Source organism: Streptomyces canarius, from assembly GCF_014650735.1.
GTDB lineage: Bacteria > Actinomycetota > Actinomycetes > Streptomycetales > Streptomycetaceae > Streptomyces > Streptomyces olivaceoviridis.
Map to the genome: position 1 here is coordinate 77,797 of NZ_BMVN01000010.1, position 20,689 is coordinate 98,485.

Below are 20,689 nucleotides of genomic sequence, written 5' to 3' on the forward strand. Positions count from 1 at the left end.
CTGCGCACCGATCAACGCGGGGAGCAGTCTGTCACGTGTTGCCGTCTCGCACACCTGCCCGAGGCGACCAACCTCAACCGGCCAGGGTGTGCAGGTACTTGGCGGTCGCCGGATCCGCCGGCAGGAACGTCTCGATGGCGAGCTCGGCGACCGTGACGTCCATCGGCGTGTTGAACGTGGAGATCGAGGACACGAACGACAGGGTCCGCCCGGCGTGCTCGATGCGCAGCGGCAGCGCGAAGTACGGCACGGGCTCGGCCGGTTCGCCGCCGGACGGCTCCTCGGGCACCGGATAGGCCGCCACCTCCTCGTACAGGGCGCGGAGCCGGTCCGAGCGGTGCAGGGCGATCTCCCGCTCCATCTGGGCCAGCAGATGTCCGCGCCACTGCCGCAGGTTCCGGATGCGCGGCGCCATCCCCTGCGGGTGCAGGGTCAGCCGCATCGCGTTCGGCGCCGGGACCATCAGCTCCTCCGGCACGCCGTCCAGCAGCAGGGCGATGCCCCGGTTCGCGGCGACGACCGTGTACCCGGCGTCGACCACCAGCGCCGGATAGGGCTCGTAGCCCCGGATGAGCCGCTCCAGGCCGTCTCGCAGCGCGTCCAGCGCCGGGTCGTCCAGCGGGGTCTCCGGATAGCGCGGCGCGTAACCGGCCGCCAGCAGCAGGGCGTTGCGCTCCCGCACCGGCACGTCGAGCTGCTCGGCGAGCCGCAGCACCATCTCCTCGCTGGGCCGGGACCGGCCGGTCTCGATGAAGCTGATGTGCCGCGCGGAGGAGTCGGCGCGCAGCGCCAGGTCCAGCTGCGAGATCCGGCGCCGCTCACGCCAGGCGCGCAACAGCGGGCCGACGCCCTTGCCGGTGACGTCGACGGGAGCGGTGGGAGCGGACGCGAGGAGAGGCATGCAGCCGACCCTAGTGGAGCCGGGGCGGGGGGACGACCGGATGGTGTCCGGGCCGCGTCGGTATGCCGAGCCCTTCGCCGGCGTGGCAGGCTGAACCCGTACCCGCCACGCCCCGGAGGGGGGCACGCGGTGAAGGGAGCCCGGGCCATGGCCGTCGAACCGCTGTCGCAGAAGGAGATCGAGGACCGGCTGGCCGAGCTGCCCGGCTGGTCGGTGGACGGCGACCGCCTCACCCGCTCCTACCGGCTGGGCTCCCACTTCGCGGCGGCGGCCCTCGTCGTGCACATCGCCGGCATCCAGGACGAGCTGGACCACCACTCCGACCTCACCCTCGGCTACAACACCGTCTCCCTCGGCGTCAACACCCACAGCGCGGGCGGCGCCGTCACCGCGAAGGACTTCGCCCTCGCCCGCAGGGTGGAGGACATCGCGCCAGGCCACGGAGCACACTGAGCGATGTGCTCGACTACGACAAGGAAGCCGGCGATTACGACACCTCGCGCGGCGGCGAGGCCCGCGCCCAGGAGGCCGCACGGGCCGTCCTCGGTCTGATACCCGGGGGGCCGGGCCGTCTCCTGGACGTCGCCTGCGGCACCGGGATCGTCACCCGGCGGCTCGCCGCCGCACGCCCGGGGCTGCGGGTGACCGGCGCGGACCTCACCCCGGCCATGGTGCGCAGGGCGTCGGCCCGGCTGCCTGGCGCGGTCGTACGGGCAGACAGCCGCCGACTGCCCTTCCCGGACGGCGCCTTCGACGCGGTCACCAGCATCTGGCTGCTGCACCTGCTGGACCCCGAGGACGTGGGCGCGGTCGTCGGCGAGTGCGCCCGCGTGCTGCGGCCCGGCGGGGTGTACGTCACCACGGTCGACAAGGCCGCCGCGCACGACGTCGGCAGCGACATCGACACCGTCCTCGCCGCCCGCCCGCGCCGTCCCGCCGCCGACGCCGCGGGAACCGTCACCGCCCACGCCGCCCGGCACGGACTCGGACCCGCCGGACACGGCTCCTTCCGCGGCTCGGGGCAGGGGCGCAGCCCCCGCACCACCATCGCCGACCTGCACCGCGGCTGGTTCACCCTGCTGCCGCCCGGTGAGCCGCGCACCGAGGAGTTCGCCGCCCGCCTGGCCGGACTCCCCGACCAGGACCGCCCGCGCCCCGACCCGCGCTTCAGCCTGAGGGCCTTCCGCAAGCCGGCGCAGGCTCCCGCGAGGACACCGTGAATCGAGCGCGCGTCCTGTCCGGCTCAGCGCAACGGGCCCGCGTCCGACCCGTGCTGGCCGAGGTGGGAGGCGAGGACCGCGGCCTGGACCCGGCGCTGCACCCCCAGTTTGGCCAGCAGGCGCGAGATGTGGTTCTTGACGGTCTTCTCCGACAGGTACAGCCTCTTGCCGATCTCACGGTTGGTCAGCCCGTCCCCGATCAGCGCCAGGATGTCCCGTTCGCGCGGTGACAGACCCGCCAACTCGGGCGGCAGGGACGGGTTCCCGGCCGGATCGGCCCGCAGGGAGCGCATCAGCCGGGCCGTGGTCGCGGGGTCCAGCATCGACTGTCCGGAGGCGACGGTACGGACCGCCGACACCAGGTCGGAGCCCTTGATCTGCTTGAGGACGTAACCCGAGGCCCCGGCCATGATGGCGTCCAGCAGGGCGTCCTCGTCGTCGAACGAGGTGAGCATCAGGCAGGCCAGCCCCGGCATCCGGTCACGCAGCTCCCGGCAGACCGAGATGCCGTCGCCGTCGGGCAGGCGTACGTCGAGCACGGCGACGTGCGGGCGCAGGGCGGGACCGCGGGCGAGCGCGTGTCCGGCGGTGTCCGCGTCACCGACCACGCGGATGTCCGGCTCGGTGTCGAGCAGGTCGGCCAGACCGCGCCGGACCACCTCGTGGTCGTCCACCAGGAAGACCCGGATCGGGTCCTGCTCCGTGAAGGTGCGTGTCTCGGGCATGGCGACCTCTTCTTCCCCGGGGACGGCGGGCTGCGGACTGTCCCAGAGCCCGATCATGACCTGCCGGTGCCGTACGCACCAGGGCCGATCGGCCCCCCTCACGCGGCGCGCCGCGCGGGCCGGGGGAGCCGGGGCCGCACCTCGAAGATGCCCCACAGGCCCGTCAGGCGCAGCATCCGCAGGAAGCGGGCGCTGTTCGTGACCAGACGCAGCCGTCCGCCCCGGGCCAGGGTGCGGTTGCGCGCCCGGCACAGGACGCCCAGGCCGGCACAGTCGATGAACTCGGTCGGGCGCAGGTCCAGGACCAGGTCGGGGCGCGGACGCGCGGTGAGCGCGTCGAGCCGTTCCGACAGGGCCGGCGCGGTCAGCAGGTCGATCTCTCCGCGCAGGGTCAGCACCGTGGGGCCGGGGCCGTCTTCCTGCGCCGGTGCCGCGACGGGCCCGGCGAGGAGCGCCGACCCGGGCAGCTCGTGGTTCTCGGGCATGGCACCAGCGAACCGGGCCCGCCCGCCTCCCGGAAGGGCCGGACGGCCCCACTCCCGGCCCGGTCGGGACCCGTCCCCACCGGGACCCGGCCCCGCACCGGCCGGCGGACGGTCAGGGTGACGCGACGGAGCGACACCGCGGGGGATCGGTGCCGCTCCTGGGTCCACCCTCGGCGAGGACCGTCCGCTGCGCCAGTGCCGTACGTCCCCGATCGGCGGCCGAGGGTCCCGGCCGCGGCCGGTGGGCGGGGGCCGGTACCGCGTGCCGCCCCCGGAGCAGGACCGGATACCGTGGAGAAGCCCCGTCGGCGCCGGGCCGGCGCGGTGAGGGGACCTGGAGGCATGTGGTGGAGCGCCCGGAGGAGCCCCGCGTACGCCTGCCGCAGCTGAGACTGGACGAGCTGCTGGAGGAGTTGCAGGCCCGGATCGACGCGGCCCGGGGCACCCGCGACCGGGTGCACAGCCTCCTGGAGGCGGTCCTCTCCGTCGGCCGTGAGCTGGAGCTGGAACAGGCGCTCCGTTCGATCGTGGAGGCCGCGGCCGTGCTCGTGGACGCCGAGTACGCCGCCCTCGGCGTCATCGGGCCCGACGGCACGACCCTGTCGGCCTTCCACACCGTCGGCATGTCCGAGAAGGAGATCGCCGCGATCGGGCCCTACCCGGAGGGGCACGGCATCCTCGGCGAGCTGATCCGTCACCCCGAACCGCTGCGCCTGCCGAAGATCTCGGAGCACCCCGCCTCGTACGGCTTCCCGCCCGGCCATCCGCCGATGAACAGCTTCCTCGGCGTTCCGATCCGGGTCCGTGACCAGGTCTTCGGCAATCTCTACCTGACCGAGAAGCGCGGGGGCGCGGACTTCGACGAGGAGGACGAATCGGTGCTGTCGACGCTCGCCGTCGCCGCCGGCGTCGCGATCGACAACGCCCGCCTGTACGAGGAGTCCCGGCTGCGCGAGCGCTGGCTGCTGGCGAACGCGGAGATCGGTCACTGTCTGATGTCCGGCAGCGAGCGCGCGGAGGCCCTGGAGCTGATCGCGGAGCGCGCCCGGGAGATCACGGGGTCGGCCCTGGCGGCGGTGGCGCTGCCCATGGCGGACACCGGGTCGCTCTCCGTGGAGATCGCCGTGGGCGCGGAGGCGGAGGCACACCGCGGACTCGTGCTGCCCCCGCGGGACAGCCTCATGGGCCTGGCCTTCTCCGCCGCGGCCCCGGTCTCCAGCGACGACGTCGACCACGACACCCGGATCTCGTCCGAGCCCCCGCGCTTCGGCGGTCTCGGCCCCGCCGTGGCCGTGCCCATCGGTACCGGGGAGGGCGGGGTGCGCGGGGTGGTCCTGGTGGCCCGCGAGGCGGGCCGGCCGGTCTTCCTGGCCAAGGAGACCGAGATGCTCCGGGGGTTCGCCGGCCAGGCCGCGATCGCCATGGAACTGGCCGAGCGCCGGCGGGACGCCCAGCAGATCGCCGTGCTGGAGGACCGTGACCGGATCGCCCGGGACCTGCACGACCTGGCCATCCAGCGGCTGTTCGCGACCGGGATGACCTTGCAGAGCGCGGGCCGCTTCATCGAGCACCCCGAGGCCGCCGAGCGGGTCCTGCGGGCCGTGGACGACCTCGACGAGACCATCAAGATCATCAGGTCGACTATCTTCGGGCTGCGGACCCACGGGGGCGCCGCGAGCGGCGGCGGCCTGCGGGCCCGGGTCGTGCGCGCGGTGGGCGAGGCGGCCCCCGTCCTGGGCCTCGCGCCCAGCGTGCGCATGGAGGGCCTGGTGGACACGGACGTACCGCCCGAGATCGCCGACCACGTCATGGCGGTGCTCTCCGAGGCCCTCACCAACATCGCCCGGCACGCGCGCGCCGACCGCGCTCAGGTGGTGCTGACGACCGACGGCCGCGAGGTGTGCCTGACCGTCTCGGACAACGGCGTGGGCATCGCGCCCGACGGCCGCCGCAGCGGGCTGCGCAACATGGCCGAGCGCGCGGCGAAGCTCGGCGGGCGCCTGGAGCTGACGCGCCCCGACGGCGGCGGCACCACGCTCAGCTGGCGGGTCCCGCTGCCCACCGGGTGACGGCCCGCGAACAGGACGCGCGCGGGCCGTCCTCCCACGGCCCTCGTCCCGGGCGGTGAGGCGGGGGGCAGCCGGACCCGGGAGGCGTGCAGCCGCTCGGCGGCCCCCACCCAGGTCGCGATCGCCCGGCCGGACTCGGGATCCGCCGCGCACATCGCGCGCACGGGGCCGGCGGCGAACTCCCAGGCCCGCACCGGGCTCGTCGCCTCGGCGCCGAGGTGCCAGAGGTACGGCGGGAAGTGCCAGGACCAGCCGACCAGTCGGCGCCGGCCCTCCTCGCGCAGGCGGGTGCCGGTCTCGAAGGCGACCTCGCGGAGGCTCCCTTCCTCGCTCCCGCCCCCAGGCTGTCCGCGTCCGCCGTCCGTCACCAGGGGCCGCACGGATCCGGACGCGGGACCTTCGGCCCGAGGAGCGAGGCCGCCCCGGTACGACAGGACGGGAAGGGCGTCACCCGCTTCTCGCGGATCAGGATTGCGCGGTGCGCGGCTGCCGGCCGCTTCCCCGCGTCTGCAACGCGTCCTTCCCGTCACCACCAGGACACCACGGGAACCGCCGCCGCACCAGTGCCGCGAGGTCAGCCGGTCGCGCAGGGCTTGCCGCCCAGGGTGAACGCCGGCGGCTTCGTGTTCGCGCCCGACCAGCTTCCCGTGAAGCCGAAGGCGACCGAGGAGCCCGCCGTCACGGTGCCGTTCCAGCTCACGTTCTTCGCCGTCACCGCCGGACCCGACTGCGTGTGGCCGGCGTTCCACAGTTGCGTGATCTTCTGGCCGTCCGGGAACGTCCAGCCGAGGGACCAGCCGTTCCAGGCCGTGGTGCCGGTGTTGGTCAGCCGCACGTCCGCCTGGAATCCGTCGGCCCACTGGTTGGTGACCTTGTAGGTGACCGTGCAGGCGCCGGACGGAGGCGGATCCGTACCACCGTCACCGCCACCGCTCGTGTCGCCGTACACGACGCCCCGGCCGTTGGTCGCGAGGTACACCCGGCCGTACACCCGTGGGTCGCCGGTGATCGCCGCGCCCGTCCAGCCCCACTGGTGGGCGTCGTCGTTGACGCGGGTCCAGCCTGCGCATGGCGGGGTCCTCTCATGACAGGGGGGCGGCCCCCGGTGCGGGCGGGGGCCGCCCCCGAAGAGGTGCCGGTCTACTCCAGGAGCTCCGCGTACGAGCCCATGGCCAGGGCGATGTCCGCCTGGGCCCAGAAGCGGTGGTACGTGAAGACGGGCGCGGCGCCGCCCTTGAGGTACGCCTCGATCTTCGACCAGTTCGGGTCGCTCTTGTAGAACGACCGCAGCGAGGCGAACGTGGACGAGGAGTTGATCGCGTCGCCGTTCGGCATGGTGCCGGTCCAGCCGCTCGGCACGTACACGCTGTCGCCGAACCGGCTGTAGTCGGTGCGGGTCTCGGGGACGGCGATGCCGAGGCTGTCCTGGTAGTTGTTCCACATGCCGTCCAGCAGCGCCTTCGCCGTGGACTTGGCGGCGCTGTCACCGGACTTGGCGGCGTAGTACGTCAGGGTCTTGGCGTAGGCGGCGGCCACGCCGACGTCGTCGGTGTAGTCGGCGACGGTGACGTGCAGTCCGCTGTTGGAACCGGGGCTCGACGCGTTCCAGGTGTCGGGCTGGCCCGACCACTGGAGGGTGGAGGGGATGCGGTAGGTGCCGTCCGGGTTGACCGTGGTCTTGGACAGCGCCCACGTGACCCACTTGTCGAGGATCGCCTTCGCCGAGGCGTTCCCGGTCTGCTGGTAGTACTCGGCGACCCGCTCCATCGACCACGCCTGGAACCCGAACCACTGGTTCGACGGCGGGTCGTGGTAGACGGGCTGCCAGTCGTAGTACATGCCGTAGAAGGTGGACGCGCCGGCCGGCGGGGCGGCGTACCGGCCCTGCCAGCTGTTGGTCGCGCCGCCCGCGATGGCGCCCTCGGACGACTGGAGCCACTGGTAGAACTCCAGCTGCCGCTGGAGCGACTTGCCCCAGTCCGTCGCGCCCGTCGCCGACTTGGGCTTCAGGTCGGCGACCGAGCTGAGCGCGTAGGCGGCGAGGGGGTTCTGGTAGCCGCCGTGGACGTGGCTGGAGCCGATCCGCCAGGCCCAGCCGGCGGAGGTGTCGGTGGCGCCGCCCCAGGCGTAGTACCAGGACAGCAGGTAGTGCGAGGCGTCCTTGCCGGTGCCGGCCGGGCAGGACGGGCTCGTGCAGTTGCCGATCTTCTTGAAGTACTTGTCGTACATCGCGTACCGCAGGTAGTCGCCCATCTTGGCGGCCTTGGCGACGGTCGCGGACACGTCGGAACCCTTGCCCTGCGCCTTCGCCCACACATCCGCCCAGTACGCGGCCTGCACGGCACGGGAGTCCGCGTCCGGGGCGTCCGTGTACTTCCACTGCTTGGCGTAGGAGGAGTCGCCGGTGAACAGGTCCAGGTAGCCGTTCTTGCCGCCGTACTTGAAGGCGTCGCAGGTCGGCTGCGGGACCGTCTCCCAGACGGACTCCTGCGAGCCGCGCTGGAAGGTGTTGATGTACGACGGTCCGGTGGCGGTGGGACCGGCCTCGCACTTGCCGGGCTCGTTGCCGTAGCCGTAGACGTTGTCCACGTCCTGGATCCAGTGCATGCCGTAGACGTCGTCCGTGCCGTAGGCCGACTTCAGCTCACCCGCGATCGGGTCCGGGCCGACCGGCACCGACGCGTCCAGCTTCGCCGGGTACTCGTTCGGGGTGTCCAGCTCGGGCGCGTACGTGGCCGGCTTGGAGGCGTTGTAGGAGGAGTTCGTCGGCTGGTCGGCGTGGGTGGGGATCATGTACTTCTCCATGATGTCCCACGCGCCGTTGAACTTGGACCAGTCGCCGGTCACCTTGCCGTACATCGCCTGGAGCCAGAGCAGATAGCTGTACGCCTCCGAGGTGGTCTCGTGGCCCTGGTCCGGGGCCTCGACGATCAGCGTCTCCACCGAGTGGTACGGGATGCCCTCGGGGGAGAAGTAGCCGTTCGCCGGGTTGGTGATCTTCCCGTACAGGTCCAGGAAGCGGGCGTCGTACGCCTTCGACGCGGGCAGCTCCGTGACCGTGACCGTCGCCTTGGTGTGGCCCGTGGCCGACGCGGTGAAGGTCGCGCTGCCGGTGCCGGAGGAGTCCGCCGTGACGGTCACCGTCTGCGCGGTGTTCCAGTTCGACGGGGTGAAGGTCAGCGAGGAACCGCCCGTCACGGACAGCCCGGTGTTGCCGCTCGTGCGGCTCGTGCTCACCGTCACGTTCCCGCTCGGCTGTGTCGACAGCTTCACCGAGAACGTGCCCGACTTGCCCTGCGGGACGCCGAGTTGGGACGGCGAGGCGACCACGGCGGGGCCGGAGGCGACCGTGATGCCGACCGGGGTGGAGGCGGCGGACGCGCCCAGGCTGTCGTACGCCTTCGCCACCAGGGAATGACTGCCCACGGTCAAACCGGAGACCGAGAGCGAGTACGGCGCGCTCGTGTCCGTGCCCAGCAGCGTGGTGTCGTCGTAGAACTCCACCTTGCCGATGGTCGCGTTGTCGGCCGCCGCCGCGGTCGCCGCCAGCGGCACCGGCTCGCCCTGCGAGTAGACCGCGCCCGCGCTCGGGCTGGTCAGCACGGTCACCGGTGGCTGGTGCGCGCCGGCGCACGTGGTGCCGTTGACGGCGAAGGACGTGGGGGCGGTGTTGGCGCCGCTGTAGGTGAACTGGGCGCCGGTGGAGACGGCGGCGCCCGTCGCGATCGTGCCGTTGTACGAGGCGTTCTTCACGGTGACCGTCTGGCCCGACTGGGACCAGGTGCCGTTCCAGCCGTTGGTCAGCTTCTGGTTGCCCGTGTAGGCGTACGTCAGCGTCCAGCCGTCGATGGCGTCGGTACCGCGGTTGGTGATGGTGAGGTCGGCGGTGAAGCCGGAACCCCAGTCGTTGGTCTTGTAGTCGACGCTGCACTGCACGGACGCCGCGTGCGCGGCCGGGGTGCCGGTGGCCAGCATCGTCAGGGGCAGGGCGAACGCGGCGGCCACCGCGGTCCACAGCCGGCGCACGGCTCTGCGCTTACGTCCGGGATCCATGTGCTGGTTCCTCCTTGCGGGCGTGCGGCTCGGGAGAAGTCAAGGCTTGAACCAGTGGGAGCGCTCCCATAGTGGGGACGGGGCCCCGAGCGGTCAAGGTGCTTGAGGAGTCGAAAAGATTCGACGGATCCGGCTGAGGAAAAGTCAGGCGACTCCCCTGGGCAGACCGGCCGCTTGGCGCTACCTTCACTCGCACCAGTGGGAGCGGTTCCGTTCAGTCGACGCGTCCGTCACGGCGCGCCAAGCTGCAAGGAGTCGCTCATGCGACACCCCCCGCGTTCAGTACTTTTAGCCGCCACCGGTGCGGTCGCGCTCGTCGGGAGCGCGGTCGTGCCGGTGGCGGCGGCCCAGGGAGCCACGCCCGCCTGCACGGTGGAGTACACCGTCACCGGCCAGTGGGACAGCGGCTTCCAGGGCTCGGTGAAGGTCACCAACAACCAGGCCGCGCTCAGCGGTTGGAAGCTCACCTTCGACTTCGCCGGCGGACAGAAGGTCAGCCAGGGCTGGAACGCCAAGTGGTCCCAGTCCGGCGCCACCGTGACCGCGGCCGGCGAGGACTGGAACGGCGCGCTCGGCACCGGTGCGAGCGTCAGCGCCGGCTTCCTCGCCTCCTGGTCGGGGAGCAACCCCGCGCCGGCCGTGTTCACGCTCAACGGCACGACCTGCAACGTCGACTCGGAGCCCACCACCCCGCCGCCGACGACCCCGCCGCCGTCCGGCGGTACCCCGCCCGCGCTGCGGGTCTTGGGCAACAAGCTCGTGGACGCCGACGGCACCACCCGCCGCCTGCTCGGCGTCAACCGGTCCGGCGGCGAGTTCATGTGCGTGCAGGGCTACGGCATCTGGGACGGACCGGTGGACGACGCGGCGATCAAGGCGATCGCCGACTGGAAGGCCAACGCGGTCCGCATCCCGCTCAACGAGGAGTGCTGGCTCGGCCTGTCCAACGTCAAGCCCGAGTACGGCGGCGCCAACTACATCGCCGCCGTCAAGGAACTGGCGGCCCGCGTCGAGGCGCACGGCATGACCCCGGTCCTCGAACTGCACTGGTCCTACGGCGAGTACACCGGGAACTCGGCCGGCTGCTCCGACGTGCACGCCACCTGCCAGAAGCCGATGCCCGACATGCGGTACTCCCCGTCGTTCTGGTCGTCGGTGGCGAGCACCTTCAAGGACGACGAGGCGGCCGTGTTCGACCTGTTCAACGAGCCGTATCCGGACCGGGCGGCCTCCAGTGCCATGGACGCCTGGAAGTGCTGGCGGGACGGGGGCACCTGCCCCGGCATCTCCTACGAGGTCGCCGGCATGCAGGACCTCGTGGACAGCGTCCGGGCCACCGGCGCCAGGAACGTCATCATGGCCGGCGGCCTGGCGTACTCCAACGACCTCGGCCAGTGGACCGCGTACCAGCCCACCGACCCGGCCGGCAATCTCGCCGCCGCGTACCACGTCTACAACTTCAACTCCTGCGCGAGCGAGAGCTGCTGGAACTCCACCCTCGTCCCGGTAGCCGCCCACGTGCCCCTGGTGGCCGGGGAGATCGGCGAGAACACCTGCTCGCACGGGTTCACCGACCGGGTCATGAAGTGGTTCGACGACCACGACCTGTCCTACCTCGGCTGGACCTGGAACACCTGGGACTGCTCCTCCGGGCCGTCCCTCATCTCCGCCTACGACGGCACTCCCACCGCGTACGGCGCCGGGCTGCGTGACCATCTGCGCGCCCTCAACCCGTAGATCCCACGGAACCCCGAAGGAACCCGCACTCATGACTCGTACCAAGACAACCCTGCTGGTGGCCCTGGGGCTGCTCGCCGGAGCCTCCGGAACAGCGTTCGCGGCCATGCCCGGCGGCTCGGGCGCCGCCGTCGCCGCCGTGCCCTGTGCCGTCGACTACAAGATCCAGAGCCAGTGGGACACCGGCTTCACCGCCGCCGTGACCCTCACCAACAACGGCGCCGCCAAGTCGGCCTGGTCGCTGAAGTGGTCCTACGGCGGCAACCAGAAGGTCACGAACGGCTGGAGCGCGAAGATCAGCCAGAGCGGCACCGCGGTCACCGCGGCCAACGAGAGCTACAACGGCGCGCTCGCGACCGGCGGCACGGTCAGCTTCGGCTTCAACGGCACGTTCAGCGGCACCAACTCCGCCCCCGCCACCTTCACGCTCGACGGCGTCACCTGCAACGTGGACGACGGAAGCGGCGGCAGCGGCGGCGGCACCGGTGGGGACACCGGCGGCGGAACCGGCGGGGACACCGGTGGGGGCACGGGCGGCGGAGGCGGTGGCGGAGACACCGGCAGCCGCGTCGACAACCCCTACAGCGGAGCCAAGGGCTACGTGAACCCGGAGTGGTCGGCGCACGCCGCCGCCGAACCGGGCGGCAGCCGCGTCGCCAACCAGCCCACCGCCGTGTGGCTCGACCGGATCGCCGCCATCAACGGTGTGAACGGCGGGATGGGCCTGCGCGCCCACCTGGACGAGGCGCTGAAGCAGAAGGGCTCGGGCGAACTCGTCGTCCAGCTCGTCATCTACGACCTTCCCGGCCGCGACTGCTCCGCCCTCGCCTCCAACGGCGAACTGGGCCCGAACGACATCGACAAGTACAAGAGCCAGTACATCGACCCGATCGCGTCGATCCTCTCCGACGCCAAGTACGCGGGCCTGCGCATCGCCACCGTCATCGAACCCGACTCCCTGCCCAACCTGGTCACCAACGCGGGCGGCACCGCCGGCAGCACCGACGCCTGCGCGACCATGAAGGCCAACGGCAACTACGAGAAGGGCGTCAGCTACGCCCTCGACAAGCTGGGCGCCATCCCGAACGTCTACAACTACATCGACGCCGGCCACCACGCCTGGCTCGGCTGGGACTCCAACTTCGGGCCCACCGTCCAGGAGTTCTACAAGGTCGCCACCACCAACGGTGCCGGCGTGAACGACGTGACGGGCTTCATCGTCAACACCGCCAACTACGGCGCCACCAAGGAGCCGTACTTCAAGGTCACCGACAGCGTCAACGGGCAGACCGTGCGCCAGTCGAAGTGGGTCGACTGGAACCAGTACGTGGACGAGCAGTCCTTCGCCCAGGCACTGCGCGACAAGCTCGTCGCATCCGGGTTCAACAGCAACCTCGGCATGCTGATCGACACCTCCCGCAACGGCTGGGGCGGCTCCGCCCGGCCCACCAAGTCCGGCCCGCTCACCTCCGTCGACGACTACGTCAACGGCAGCCGCGTCGACCGGCGCATCCACGCCGGCAACTGGTGCAACCAGAGCGGCGCCGGCCTCGGCGAACGGCCGACCGCCGCGCCGGCGGCCGGGATCGACGCCTACGTGTGGGTCAAGCCCCCGGGGGAGTCGGACGGAGCCAGCTCCGCCATCTCCAACGACGAGGGCAAGGGCTTCGACCGGATGTGCGACCCCACCTACGGCGGCAACGCCCGCAACGGCAACAACCCCACGGGCGCGCTGCCGAACTCGCCGCTGGCCGGGCACTGGTTCTCCGCCCAGTTCCAGCAGCTGATGCAGAACGCCTACCCGCCGCTGCCGTAGCGGGGTGAGCGTCCGCCGGGGCCGGACCGCAGCGGTTCAGACCGCGCCGGCCAGGCCCCGGCGGATCGCGCGCTCCACCGGTGAGCAGGCCCTGTCCGGCCGGTCCAGCTCGTACGGCGCGGCCGGGTGCAGCGGGGGCTGCGCCAGGAAGCGCGGCCGGGTGCCGTGGTGCGGCTGGGCCGCGTGCACCAGGAACGGGTGACAGAGGTAGACGTCGCCGGGGCGGCCCGTGGCATGGGCGAGGGGGCGGTGGGCCGAGGCCGCCGCCACCTGGGGTCCCAGCTCCAGGAAGGAGGCTCCCGCCTCGCCGTACGGCCGGAGCACCGCGGGCACGTCCAGATGCGAGCCGACCCTGATCCGGGTCGGGGCGTCGGCCTGGGTGACCTCGCTGAACAGGAACAGCATCAGCAGCGCGCGGTCCCGGGAGCGCAGGTTGGTGTGGTAGTGCGCCTGGCCCTCGGGGAGGTAGCTGCCTTCGATGTGCCACCCGGCGTCGTCCGGCTCCTCGGGGTGCGGGAAGCGCAGCGGGAAGGTGCCCAGCGAGTAGCGCGGCTCCCAGCGTCCGGCGCCCACCAGCGCGTCGAACGCGTCGTGCAGCACCGGGGAGTTGGCCGCCGCCGCGAACGGGCCCTGGGCCATGCCGCCCACCCACACCACCGGGTCCTTCCAGGTGGCGCGGTCCTCCGGGTCGTAGCCCGTCTCCCGCCACAGCAGCCGCGCGCAGTCCGCGGCGACCCGTGGCGGGACCGCTCCCTCGATCTTCACGAACCCGTCCGCGACGAAGCGTTCCACCAGATTGTCGTCCACGGGCCCATGGTCGCCGGTGACCTTGCCGGGACGCATCCCGTTTTTGCCGCATCGGCAACACCGCTGGCCTCCGCCGGGCGTGCCGTCGCACCCTGACCGCATCCGGAAGAGAGGCTGACCACCATGGCGCACGACCACCACCACGACACCGAGCACCGGCACGGTCACGGGCACGGGCACCACGGCACGGACATCGACTGGAGCGAGCTGGGACCCCTGCTGGAGACGCAGGCGGAGCTGTTCGCCCCGGTGTACGAGCGGGCCATGGCGTGGCTCGCGCGGGAGGTGACCGAGCCGGGGCTGATCGTGGACGCGGGCAGCGGGCCCGGAGTGGTCGCCTGCCTGTTCGCCGAGGCGTTCCCCGGGGCCCGGGTCGTCGCCGTCGACGCCGCCGCGCCCCTGCTCCAGCGCGCCCGCGCGCGGGCCGTCCGCCGGGGCGTGGCCGACCGCTTCGACACCGTCACCGGCGAACTGCCCGACGTGCTGGACCAGGTGGAGTACCCGGTCGACCTGCTGTGGGCCAGCCGCAGTCTGCACCACCTCGGTGACCAGCGGGCGGCGCTCACCGCGTTCGCCGAGCGGCTCGCCCCCGGCGGCACGCTGGCCCTCCTGGAAGGCGGTCTGCCCTCCCGTTTCCTGCCCCGGGACATCGGGATCGGCCGCCCCGGACTCCAGGCGCGGCTGGACGCCCTGGAGGAGGAGTGGTTCGGCCGGATGCGCGCCGGCCTGCCGGGCTCCGTCGCCGAGACCGAGGACTGGCCCGCCCTGCTGACCGCCGCCGGCCTCAAGCACGCCGGGACCCGCACCTTCCTGCTCGACCTGCCGGCCCCCGTCACCGACCGGGCCCGCGCCTACGTCGTCGCGCACCTGTCCCGGCTGCGCGAGGGCATCGGCGAAGCGCTGGACGCCGACGACCGCGCCACCCTCGACCGGCTGCTCGACCCGTCCGACCCGGCGAGCGCGCACGTACGGCCGGACCTGTTCGTCCTGTCGGCGCACACCGTGCACACGGCGGTCCGCCGGGGCTAGCCGGCCGGGCGGGGCGGGGCTTGACTTCGAGTGGTCTCCGAGTGATGGACTCCGGGCACTTCGACACCGCGGGACACACCACGCAGGGGGACCATGAACGACGCTCCGGTCGCGCTCATCACGGGCGGGGGCAGCGGTATCGGCGCCGCTGTGGCGCGGCGGCTGCTGGATGCCGGACACCGGGTCACCGTGACCGGGCGCGCGGAGCGACGGCTGCGGGATGCCGCCGAGAGCCTCGGACATCCCGAGGGACTGCTGACGGTCGCCGGTGACGCGTCGGCGTACGACGACGTACGGAACGCGGTCGACCGCACGCTCGAGGCGTACGGCCGGCTGGACACCGTCGTCGCCAACGCCGGCGTCGCCACCCACGACTCCGTGGCGGAGGGCGATCCGTCCGGCTGGACCGAGATGGTCCTCACCAACGTCCTCGGTCCCGCCCTCCTCATCCGCGCCTCCGTCGACGCGCTGAAGGAGACCCGCGGCCGGATCGTCCTCGTCGGCAGCGTCGCCGGGTTCGTGCACACTCCGGGCAATCTCTACGGCGCCACCAAGTGGGCGGTGACCGGCCTCGCCGAGAACACCCGGCGCCAGGTCACGGAGTTCGGGATCGGTGTCACGCTGGTCGCCCCCGGCCGGGTGGAGACCCCCTTCTGGGACGGCTACGGCAGCCTGCCCCCGGGGCACCTCCTCACCGCGGGCCAGATCGCCGACTCGGTGGTGTGGGCGATCCGGCAACCGGCCGGGGTCGATGTCAACACCGTCGTCGTCCGCCCGCTGGGCCAGCCCAACTGACGGACGACCGGCTTCAGTTGTTCGCGATGAACTGCTTGGCCAGCTGGTCCCCGAGGGAGACCGCCGCGCTGTGGCTCTCGATGGGGGAGACCGTGGAGTTCTTGAACAGGATGTAGGTCACGCCCGAGTCGGCGCCGCCGGTGGCCGGGTCCGGGTCGATGCCGAGCGCCTTGGCGGTGGCGTACGACGCCTCGCCGATGATCTGCGTGGGGCCGGTGTCGCCGACGACGGCGTACTCGACCTTGTTGTTGTAGATGACGGCGACCACACCGCCGCCCTTGATGCCGGCGTTGGAGTAGTTCCAGATGCTGCTGGTGCTGGGTACGACGACGTACGGCAGGGTCTCCGCCTTCAGCGGCTTGCCGTCGGACTGGTGGAAGGCGGTGTCGTCCTGGTACCAGGGGTCGCGGTCCTCGTTGCAGTTGGTGGTGCGCTGTCCGTCGCAGTCGATGTCCATGTCGGCCTTCCAGAACACCGCGCCGTTCTTGCCGCACACCGGGACCGTGGCCGACGTCTCCTCGTCCGTCCGGTACTTGCCGCTGGAGATCTGCGAACAGGACGTCACCTTGGCGAGCAGGTCGGCGGCGCTGACCGTGCCCTCCTGCGCGGACTTGGGGGAGGCGGCGGCGGAGGCGTGCGCGGGCAGGAGGCCGGCGGCGAGCAGGGCGGTGCCGGAGGCCGCGGCGAGGGTGAGGGTACGGAGACGCATGTGGGGGGCCCTTCTGTTAGGAAAGTTTCCTTACCGGGTGTCGTACACGGTGACGTCTTCGCCATGCTCCCGTCAACCCTGGAGTTGCGAACGGCCGAAATGTGCGCGTATTGCGGTGAATTCTCCCGCCGGTAAGACTGGACGAGACGGATATGTCCTGTTCTGCCCGGCGCTGTCGGAGGTCCCCTTCCCCCGGAGGTGAGGCTCATGTTCGTCCGTGCGGTGTACGCGACCGGTGATCCGGCACTGCTGGACACGGCCATCCGATCGGTGAACAGCGAGGGGCGGGACCTGCTGGAGGAACGCCCCGGGTACCGTGGCGCGGGCGTGTTCGCGGACCGGGAACTCGGCAAGCTCCTCACGGTGAGCTGGTGGGAGACCGAGGAGGCGCGGCGCAACAGCGACGCGGTGATGCGCGAGCGGCGCAGGGGGCTCCTGGAGCCCTTCGCCGGCACCATGGCCGTCGCCGACTACGAGGCCGCCGTGTTCCACGAGGTCAGGCACCCGCGGCAGGGCGGGGGACTGCGGGTCACCAGGATGGAGTTCGACCCGCGCGACGCCGACCTGGTCGTCGACACCTTCCGGGCCACGGTGGTGCCGAGGTCCGAGTCGCTGCCCGGACTCGCCGAGACGACCCTGCTGATCGACCGGGAACGGGGCCGGGCCATGACCGGCTCCCTGTTCCTGGACCGCGCCTCCCTGGGCGCCTCGCGCGCGGCCGTCGCGGGCCTGCGTCACGCGGTGTCGGCCAAGGCGCACGCGGACGTGGTCGGCCTGGAGGAGTTCGAGGTCGTGCACGCGGACGTGCGCTTCCACTGAGCGGCGGGTCCGCGGGGTGCCGAACGGCACACAGCCGTGCGCCCCGCTGCGGAGCGGGACGCACGGCCGTGCCGGGTGGTGCGCGATGTGCGTTCGGGGCCGGTTGTCAGACCACGTCGAAGACGGCCGGGTCGGGACCCAGGCGCCGGTCCTCGTTGAGCGCGCTGATCGCGGCGAGGTCCTCGTCGTCCAGGCTGAAGTCGAACACCTGGATGTTCTCCTTGATCCGGGACGGCGTCACGGACTTCGGGATCACGACGTTGCCGAGCTGGACGTGCCAGCGCAGCACGACCTGGGCCGGGGTGCGGTTGTGCTTCTGGGCGATGGCGACGATCGCCGGCACCTCCAGCAGGCCCTTGCCCTGGCCGAGCGGCGACCAGGCCTCCGTGGCGATGCCCTGCTCCGCGTGGTACTCGCGCGCCTCGCGCTGTTGCAGGTGCGGGTGCAGTTCGATCTGGTTGACCGCGGGGATGACCGAGGTCTCCTCGATCAGCCGCCGCAGGTGCTCGGGAAGGAAGTTGGAGACACCGATGGCGCGGACGCGGCCGTCGGCGTGCAGCTTCTCGAACGCCTTGTAGGTGTCGATGTACGTGCCCCGGGACGGCAGCGGCCAGTGGATCAGGTAGAGGTCGACGTAGTCGAGCCCCAGCTTCTCCAGCGACGTGTCGAACGCGCGCAGCGTGGAGTCGTAACCGTGGTCGCCGTTCCAGAGCTTGGTGGTGACGAAGATGTCCTCGCGGGGCAGGCCGGAGGCGGCGATGGCCTTGCCGGTGCCCTCTTCGTTGCCATAGGCCGCAGCGGTGTCGATGCTGCGGTACCCGGCCTCCAGCGCCGTGGCGACGACCCGCTCGGCCTCGTCGTCCGGCACCTGCCAGACACCGAAGCCCAGCTGGGGCATCTCGACGCCGTTGTTGAGGATGATCGGGGGGACCTTGCTGCTCACGAGCCTCTTGATCCTTCGCTTGTCGACAAGGTGGTACTCCCATCCTCAACGATCACGGCCCGCTTCGCATTCCTGACCGCGGAATCCGTCGCAACTGACCGGCGAGTCAGTGTCCCGGGCCGAGAATGGCCGGAAATGCATCCGATGTTCTCGGTCCGGACCATTGACCGGTGACCGTCATGCCGCGACTCTGTATCGCGCCGCCGGACATCTGACTGAACCAGGCGCATGCATGTGAACCGGCCCTGACCATGGCCGCTGTCCCCCTTCTGGGCTTCCCCCACTCTCAGGAAAGCGGGTACACCCACATGAACGAGAGCCCTGCCGTGCCGTATCGATCTGAACCGTCCAGCGCACAGACATCGGATGAAAAGGTCTGGCAAAGCCCTGGTTACCGCATCGTGGAGACCGCGCTGGGGATGGCCGCGTACGCGCTCGCGGACTGCCGTCCGCCGCCGCGCCGCCCGGCCCGGACCGTACCCACCCCGCCGCCGGAACGCCCCGGACCACCACCCCGTACGCGCCCTGGTGCACGGCGCCGCACGCGCCGGCGACGGGCCCGCGTCCGCCTACCGTGAAGGAGGACCATGAGACGCCGACGCCTGCGGGCGGCGCTGACGGCCGCCGCGCTCGCCACCGCCACCCTGGTCACGCTCCCCGCCGTCGCCCCGCCGGCCACCGCGGCTCCCGCCCCGGCCGCCACGGCCCGCACCGCCGGGCACCGTCCCGCCGCCGCTCCCGACTGGTCCACGGCCGTGGTCGACTCCACCATGGCGCGCTACACCCCGGACACCATCGGCGGCTGGTCGTACCCGGTGGGCCTGTACCTCTACGGCCAGTACCTCGTGTACCGGCGCACCCACGACCCCCGCTATCTGTCGTACATCAAGGCCTACGCCGACCGGTTCGTGCGCGCCGACGGCACGATCGGCCAGTCGTTCGACAGCCTCGACAGCATGCAGGCGGGCCGGCTGCTGGTGATCCTGCACCACGAGACGGGCCAGGACCGCTACCGCAAGGCCGCGCGGAAGATCCGCGACCGTCTGAACAGCTACCCGCGCACCGCCGACGGCGGCTTCTGGCACGCCGACACCAGCAGCCGCGCCCACCAACTCTGGGCGGACGGTGTCTACATGGTGAACCCGTTCCTCGTCGAGTACGGCGAGGAGTTCGGTGACAGCGGCTACGCGGACGACGAGGCGGCCCGGCAACTGGCGGTGTACGGCGGCCATCTCCAGGCGCCGAACGGCCTGTTGAAGCACGCCTACGACGAGTCGGAGTCGGCGAGCTGGGCCGACCCGCGCACCGGGCTCGCCCCCGAGCACTGGTGCCGTGCCGTCGGCTGGTACGCGATGGCGCTGGTCGACGTCCTGGACGCGATCCCCGCGGACCAGCCGCGCCGACCGGAACTCCTGCGCATCCTCCGGAAGCTGGCCGGTGGACTGGAGACGTACCAGGACCCGGCGACCGGCCGCTGGTTCCAGGTGATGGACCGGGGCGACCGGTCCGGCAACTGGACCGAGACGTCCTGCTCCAGCATGTTCGCCTACGCCCTCGCCCGCGGGGTCCGGCAGGGCTACCTCGACCCGCGGTACACGGCCGTCGCCCGGCGTGCCTACCAGGGCGTGCTCGCCCGGCTCTCGGTGGGCGCGGACGGCCGTACCCAGCTCGCCGGCATCTCCGTCGGCACGAACGTCGGCGACTACGCGTACTACGTCGGCCGGACCCGGGCCACCAACGACTTCCACGGCCTCGGGGCCTTTCTGATCATGAACGAACAACTGCGAGCCGAAGGAGTGTCATGAACACGTCTAGAAGAGCGGTGCTCGGTGCCGCGCTCGGCGGTGCCGCGGCGGCGGTCGTCCCCGCGACCGGTGCCCACGCGGCGTCCTGGCAGCCGAAGTGGTCACCGTCGGCGCGCTCCGACGGGCTCGGCGCCTTCGAGACCATCGAGGACGACCGCGCGGACTCCCATCCGGCGGGCCACCCGCACATCTACGCCACGGGCGACAACTGGCGCTTCGACATGCACAAGGTCGACCGGGACACCTCGGACGACCGCCAGCGGCAGGAGGTCACCGGGCTGCGCACGAGCGGCAGCAGCTACCTGAAGTGGACCGAGGGCCAGACCTGGCGGATCACCTACTCGATGTACATCCCCAGCAGCCTGAAGGCCACCACCACCTTCACGCACATCATGCAGATGAAACAGCCCGGCGCCGGTTCCTCGCCGATCGTCGTGCAGTCCCTGCGCCGGGTGGACGGCAGGCAGACCATTGAACTGAAGATCGTCGAGGGTGACGTCCTCGTCGGCCGCGCGGACCTGGAGCCGCTGCACGACAAGTGGACCGACGTGGACTTCCAGATCAAGATCGGCAACGGCTCGGCCGGCTCCGTCCGCTGGATCCTCAAGAGCGGCTCCACCACGGTCGTCGACAAGTCGAAGACCGGGGACACCTTCCTGGCCGACCGGGTCCGCCCCAAGTGGGGCATCTACCGCTCCCTCGGCGACACCTCCGGCTCACTCCAGGACACCTACCTGCTCCTCACCAACCTCCGCGGCTACCAACTCGTCTGAGGG

Annotated in this window: 17 protein-coding genes and 2 pseudogenes; 10 read left to right on the forward strand and 9 right to left on the reverse strand. The window is 71.8% G+C overall.

Going from position 1 to position 20,689, the window contains the following annotated elements; genetic code table 11:
• Positions 1 to 73 precede the first annotated feature (73 nt).
• A complete protein-coding gene (locus IE294_RS16870) occupies positions 74 to 901 on the reverse strand; it encodes a helix-turn-helix domain-containing protein (protein ID WP_189886811.1) in 828 nt (275 codons plus the stop codon).
• A gap of 147 nt (positions 902 to 1,048) precedes the next feature.
• Here IE294_RS16870 and IE294_RS16875 point away from each other — a divergent pair, with 147 nt between their 5' ends.
• Both IE294_RS16875 and IE294_RS16880 read left to right on the forward strand, forming a co-directional pair.
• The gene (locus IE294_RS16875) at positions 1,049 to 1,354 is read left to right on the forward strand and encodes a 4a-hydroxytetrahydrobiopterin dehydratase (RefSeq protein WP_189886812.1); all 306 of its coding nucleotides are present in this window, start codon (positions 1,049 to 1,051) and stop codon (positions 1,352 to 1,354) included.
• A gap of 5 nt (positions 1,355 to 1,359) precedes the next feature.
• Positions 1,360 to 2,121 (forward strand): class I SAM-dependent methyltransferase, encoded by a 762-nt coding sequence (locus tag IE294_RS16880; protein ID WP_189886814.1) that lies wholly within the window; start codon positions 1,360 to 1,362, stop codon positions 2,119 to 2,121.
• A 23-nt stretch (positions 2,122 to 2,144) separates the two neighbouring features.
• Here IE294_RS16880 and IE294_RS16885 read toward each other — a convergent pair whose 3' ends face one another.
• Both IE294_RS16885 and IE294_RS16890 read right to left on the reverse strand, forming a co-directional pair.
• Positions 2,145 to 2,846 (reverse strand): response regulator, encoded by a 702-nt coding sequence (locus IE294_RS16885; protein ID WP_189886816.1) that lies wholly within the window; start codon positions 2,844 to 2,846, stop codon positions 2,145 to 2,147.
• A 98-nt stretch (positions 2,847 to 2,944) separates the two neighbouring features.
• A complete protein-coding gene (locus IE294_RS16890) occupies positions 2,945 to 3,331 on the reverse strand; it encodes an STAS domain-containing protein (protein WP_189886818.1) in 387 nt (128 codons plus the stop codon).
• A gap of 347 nt (positions 3,332 to 3,678) precedes the next feature.
• Here IE294_RS16890 and IE294_RS16895 point away from each other — a divergent pair, with 347 nt between their 5' ends.
• Positions 3,679 to 5,400: a sensor histidine kinase gene (locus IE294_RS16895; RefSeq protein ID WP_189886820.1), complete on the forward strand. Its 1,722-nt coding sequence runs from the start codon at positions 3,679 to 3,681 to the stop codon at positions 5,398 to 5,400.
• 68 nt (positions 5,401 to 5,468) lie between these two features.
• Here the strand turns inward: IE294_RS16895 and IE294_RS47615 are convergent.
• The 3 genes and pseudogenes from IE294_RS47615 to IE294_RS16905 form a co-directional block, all read right to left on the reverse strand.
• A pseudogene (locus IE294_RS47615) lies at positions 5,469 to 5,771 on the reverse strand (hypothetical protein); the annotation flags it as partial.
• A gap of 203 nt (positions 5,772 to 5,974) precedes the next feature.
• Positions 5,975 to 6,466, reverse strand: a pseudogene (locus IE294_RS16900) (cellulose-binding domain-containing protein); the annotation flags it as partial.
• Positions 6,467 to 6,540: 74 nt separating this feature from the next.
• The gene (locus IE294_RS16905) at positions 6,541 to 9,453 is read right to left on the reverse strand and encodes a glycoside hydrolase family 48 protein (protein WP_189886822.1); all 2,913 of its coding nucleotides are present in this window, start codon (positions 9,451 to 9,453) and stop codon (positions 6,541 to 6,543) included.
• Between the two features lie 261 nt (positions 9,454 to 9,714).
• Here IE294_RS16905 and IE294_RS16910 point away from each other — a divergent pair, with 261 nt between their 5' ends.
• A complete protein-coding gene (locus IE294_RS16910; protein ID WP_189886825.1) occupies positions 9,715 to 11,190 on the forward strand; it encodes a cellulose binding domain-containing protein in 1,476 nt (491 codons plus the stop codon).
• Positions 11,191 to 11,221: 31 nt separating this feature from the next.
• Complete coding sequence (locus tag IE294_RS16915; RefSeq protein WP_189886827.1) at positions 11,222 to 13,006, forward strand: glycoside hydrolase family 6 protein; 1,785 nt, start codon at positions 11,222 to 11,224, stop codon at positions 13,004 to 13,006.
• Between the two features lie 36 nt (positions 13,007 to 13,042).
• On the opposite strand, the gene IE294_RS16920 is transcribed toward IE294_RS16915, so the two are convergent.
• The gene (locus tag IE294_RS16920; protein ID WP_189886829.1) at positions 13,043 to 13,813 is read right to left on the reverse strand and encodes a phytanoyl-CoA dioxygenase family protein; all 771 of its coding nucleotides are present in this window, start codon (positions 13,811 to 13,813) and stop codon (positions 13,043 to 13,045) included.
• Positions 13,814 to 13,936: 123 nt separating this feature from the next.
• Between IE294_RS16920 and IE294_RS16925 the strand changes: the two genes are divergently transcribed.
• A complete protein-coding gene (locus IE294_RS16925) occupies positions 13,937 to 14,842 on the forward strand; it encodes a class I SAM-dependent methyltransferase (protein ID WP_189886831.1) in 906 nt (301 codons plus the stop codon).
• Between the two features lie 93 nt (positions 14,843 to 14,935).
• Positions 14,936 to 15,637, forward strand: coding sequence for an SDR family oxidoreductase (locus tag IE294_RS16930; protein ID WP_189886833.1), 702 nt, complete (start codon positions 14,936 to 14,938; stop codon positions 15,635 to 15,637).
• 13 nt (positions 15,638 to 15,650) lie between these two features.
• Here the strand turns inward: IE294_RS16930 and IE294_RS16935 are convergent, their stop codons facing one another.
• Complete coding sequence (locus tag IE294_RS16935) at positions 15,651 to 16,346, reverse strand: glycoside hydrolase family 75 protein (RefSeq protein WP_189886835.1); 696 nt, start codon at positions 16,344 to 16,346, stop codon at positions 15,651 to 15,653.
• 207 nt (positions 16,347 to 16,553) lie between these two features.
• Here IE294_RS16935 and IE294_RS16940 point away from each other — a divergent pair, with 207 nt between their 5' ends.
• Positions 16,554 to 17,165 carry a hypothetical protein gene (locus tag IE294_RS16940; protein WP_189886837.1) on the forward strand — a complete coding sequence of 204 codons (612 nt, stop codon included), beginning with the start codon at positions 16,554 to 16,556 and terminating at the stop codon, positions 17,163 to 17,165.
• A gap of 106 nt (positions 17,166 to 17,271) precedes the next feature.
• Here IE294_RS16940 and IE294_RS16945 read toward each other — a convergent pair whose 3' ends face one another.
• Positions 17,272 to 18,108 carry an aldo/keto reductase gene (locus IE294_RS16945; protein ID WP_189886839.1) on the reverse strand — a complete coding sequence of 279 codons (837 nt, stop codon included), beginning with the start codon at positions 18,106 to 18,108 and terminating at the stop codon, positions 17,272 to 17,274.
• Positions 18,109 to 18,695: 587 nt separating this feature from the next.
• On the opposite strand from IE294_RS16945, the gene IE294_RS16950 reads away from it, so the two are divergent.
• A complete protein-coding gene (locus tag IE294_RS16950) occupies positions 18,696 to 19,913 on the forward strand; it encodes a glycoside hydrolase family 88/105 protein (RefSeq protein WP_189886841.1) in 1,218 nt (405 codons plus the stop codon).
• The gene (locus tag IE294_RS16955) at positions 19,910 to 20,686 is read left to right on the forward strand and encodes a heparin lyase I family protein (protein ID WP_189886843.1); all 777 of its coding nucleotides are present in this window, start codon (positions 19,910 to 19,912) and stop codon (positions 20,684 to 20,686) included. The genes IE294_RS16950 and IE294_RS16955 overlap by 4 nt, the downstream gene beginning before the upstream one ends.
• The last annotated feature ends 3 nt before the right edge of the window (positions 20,687 to 20,689 follow it).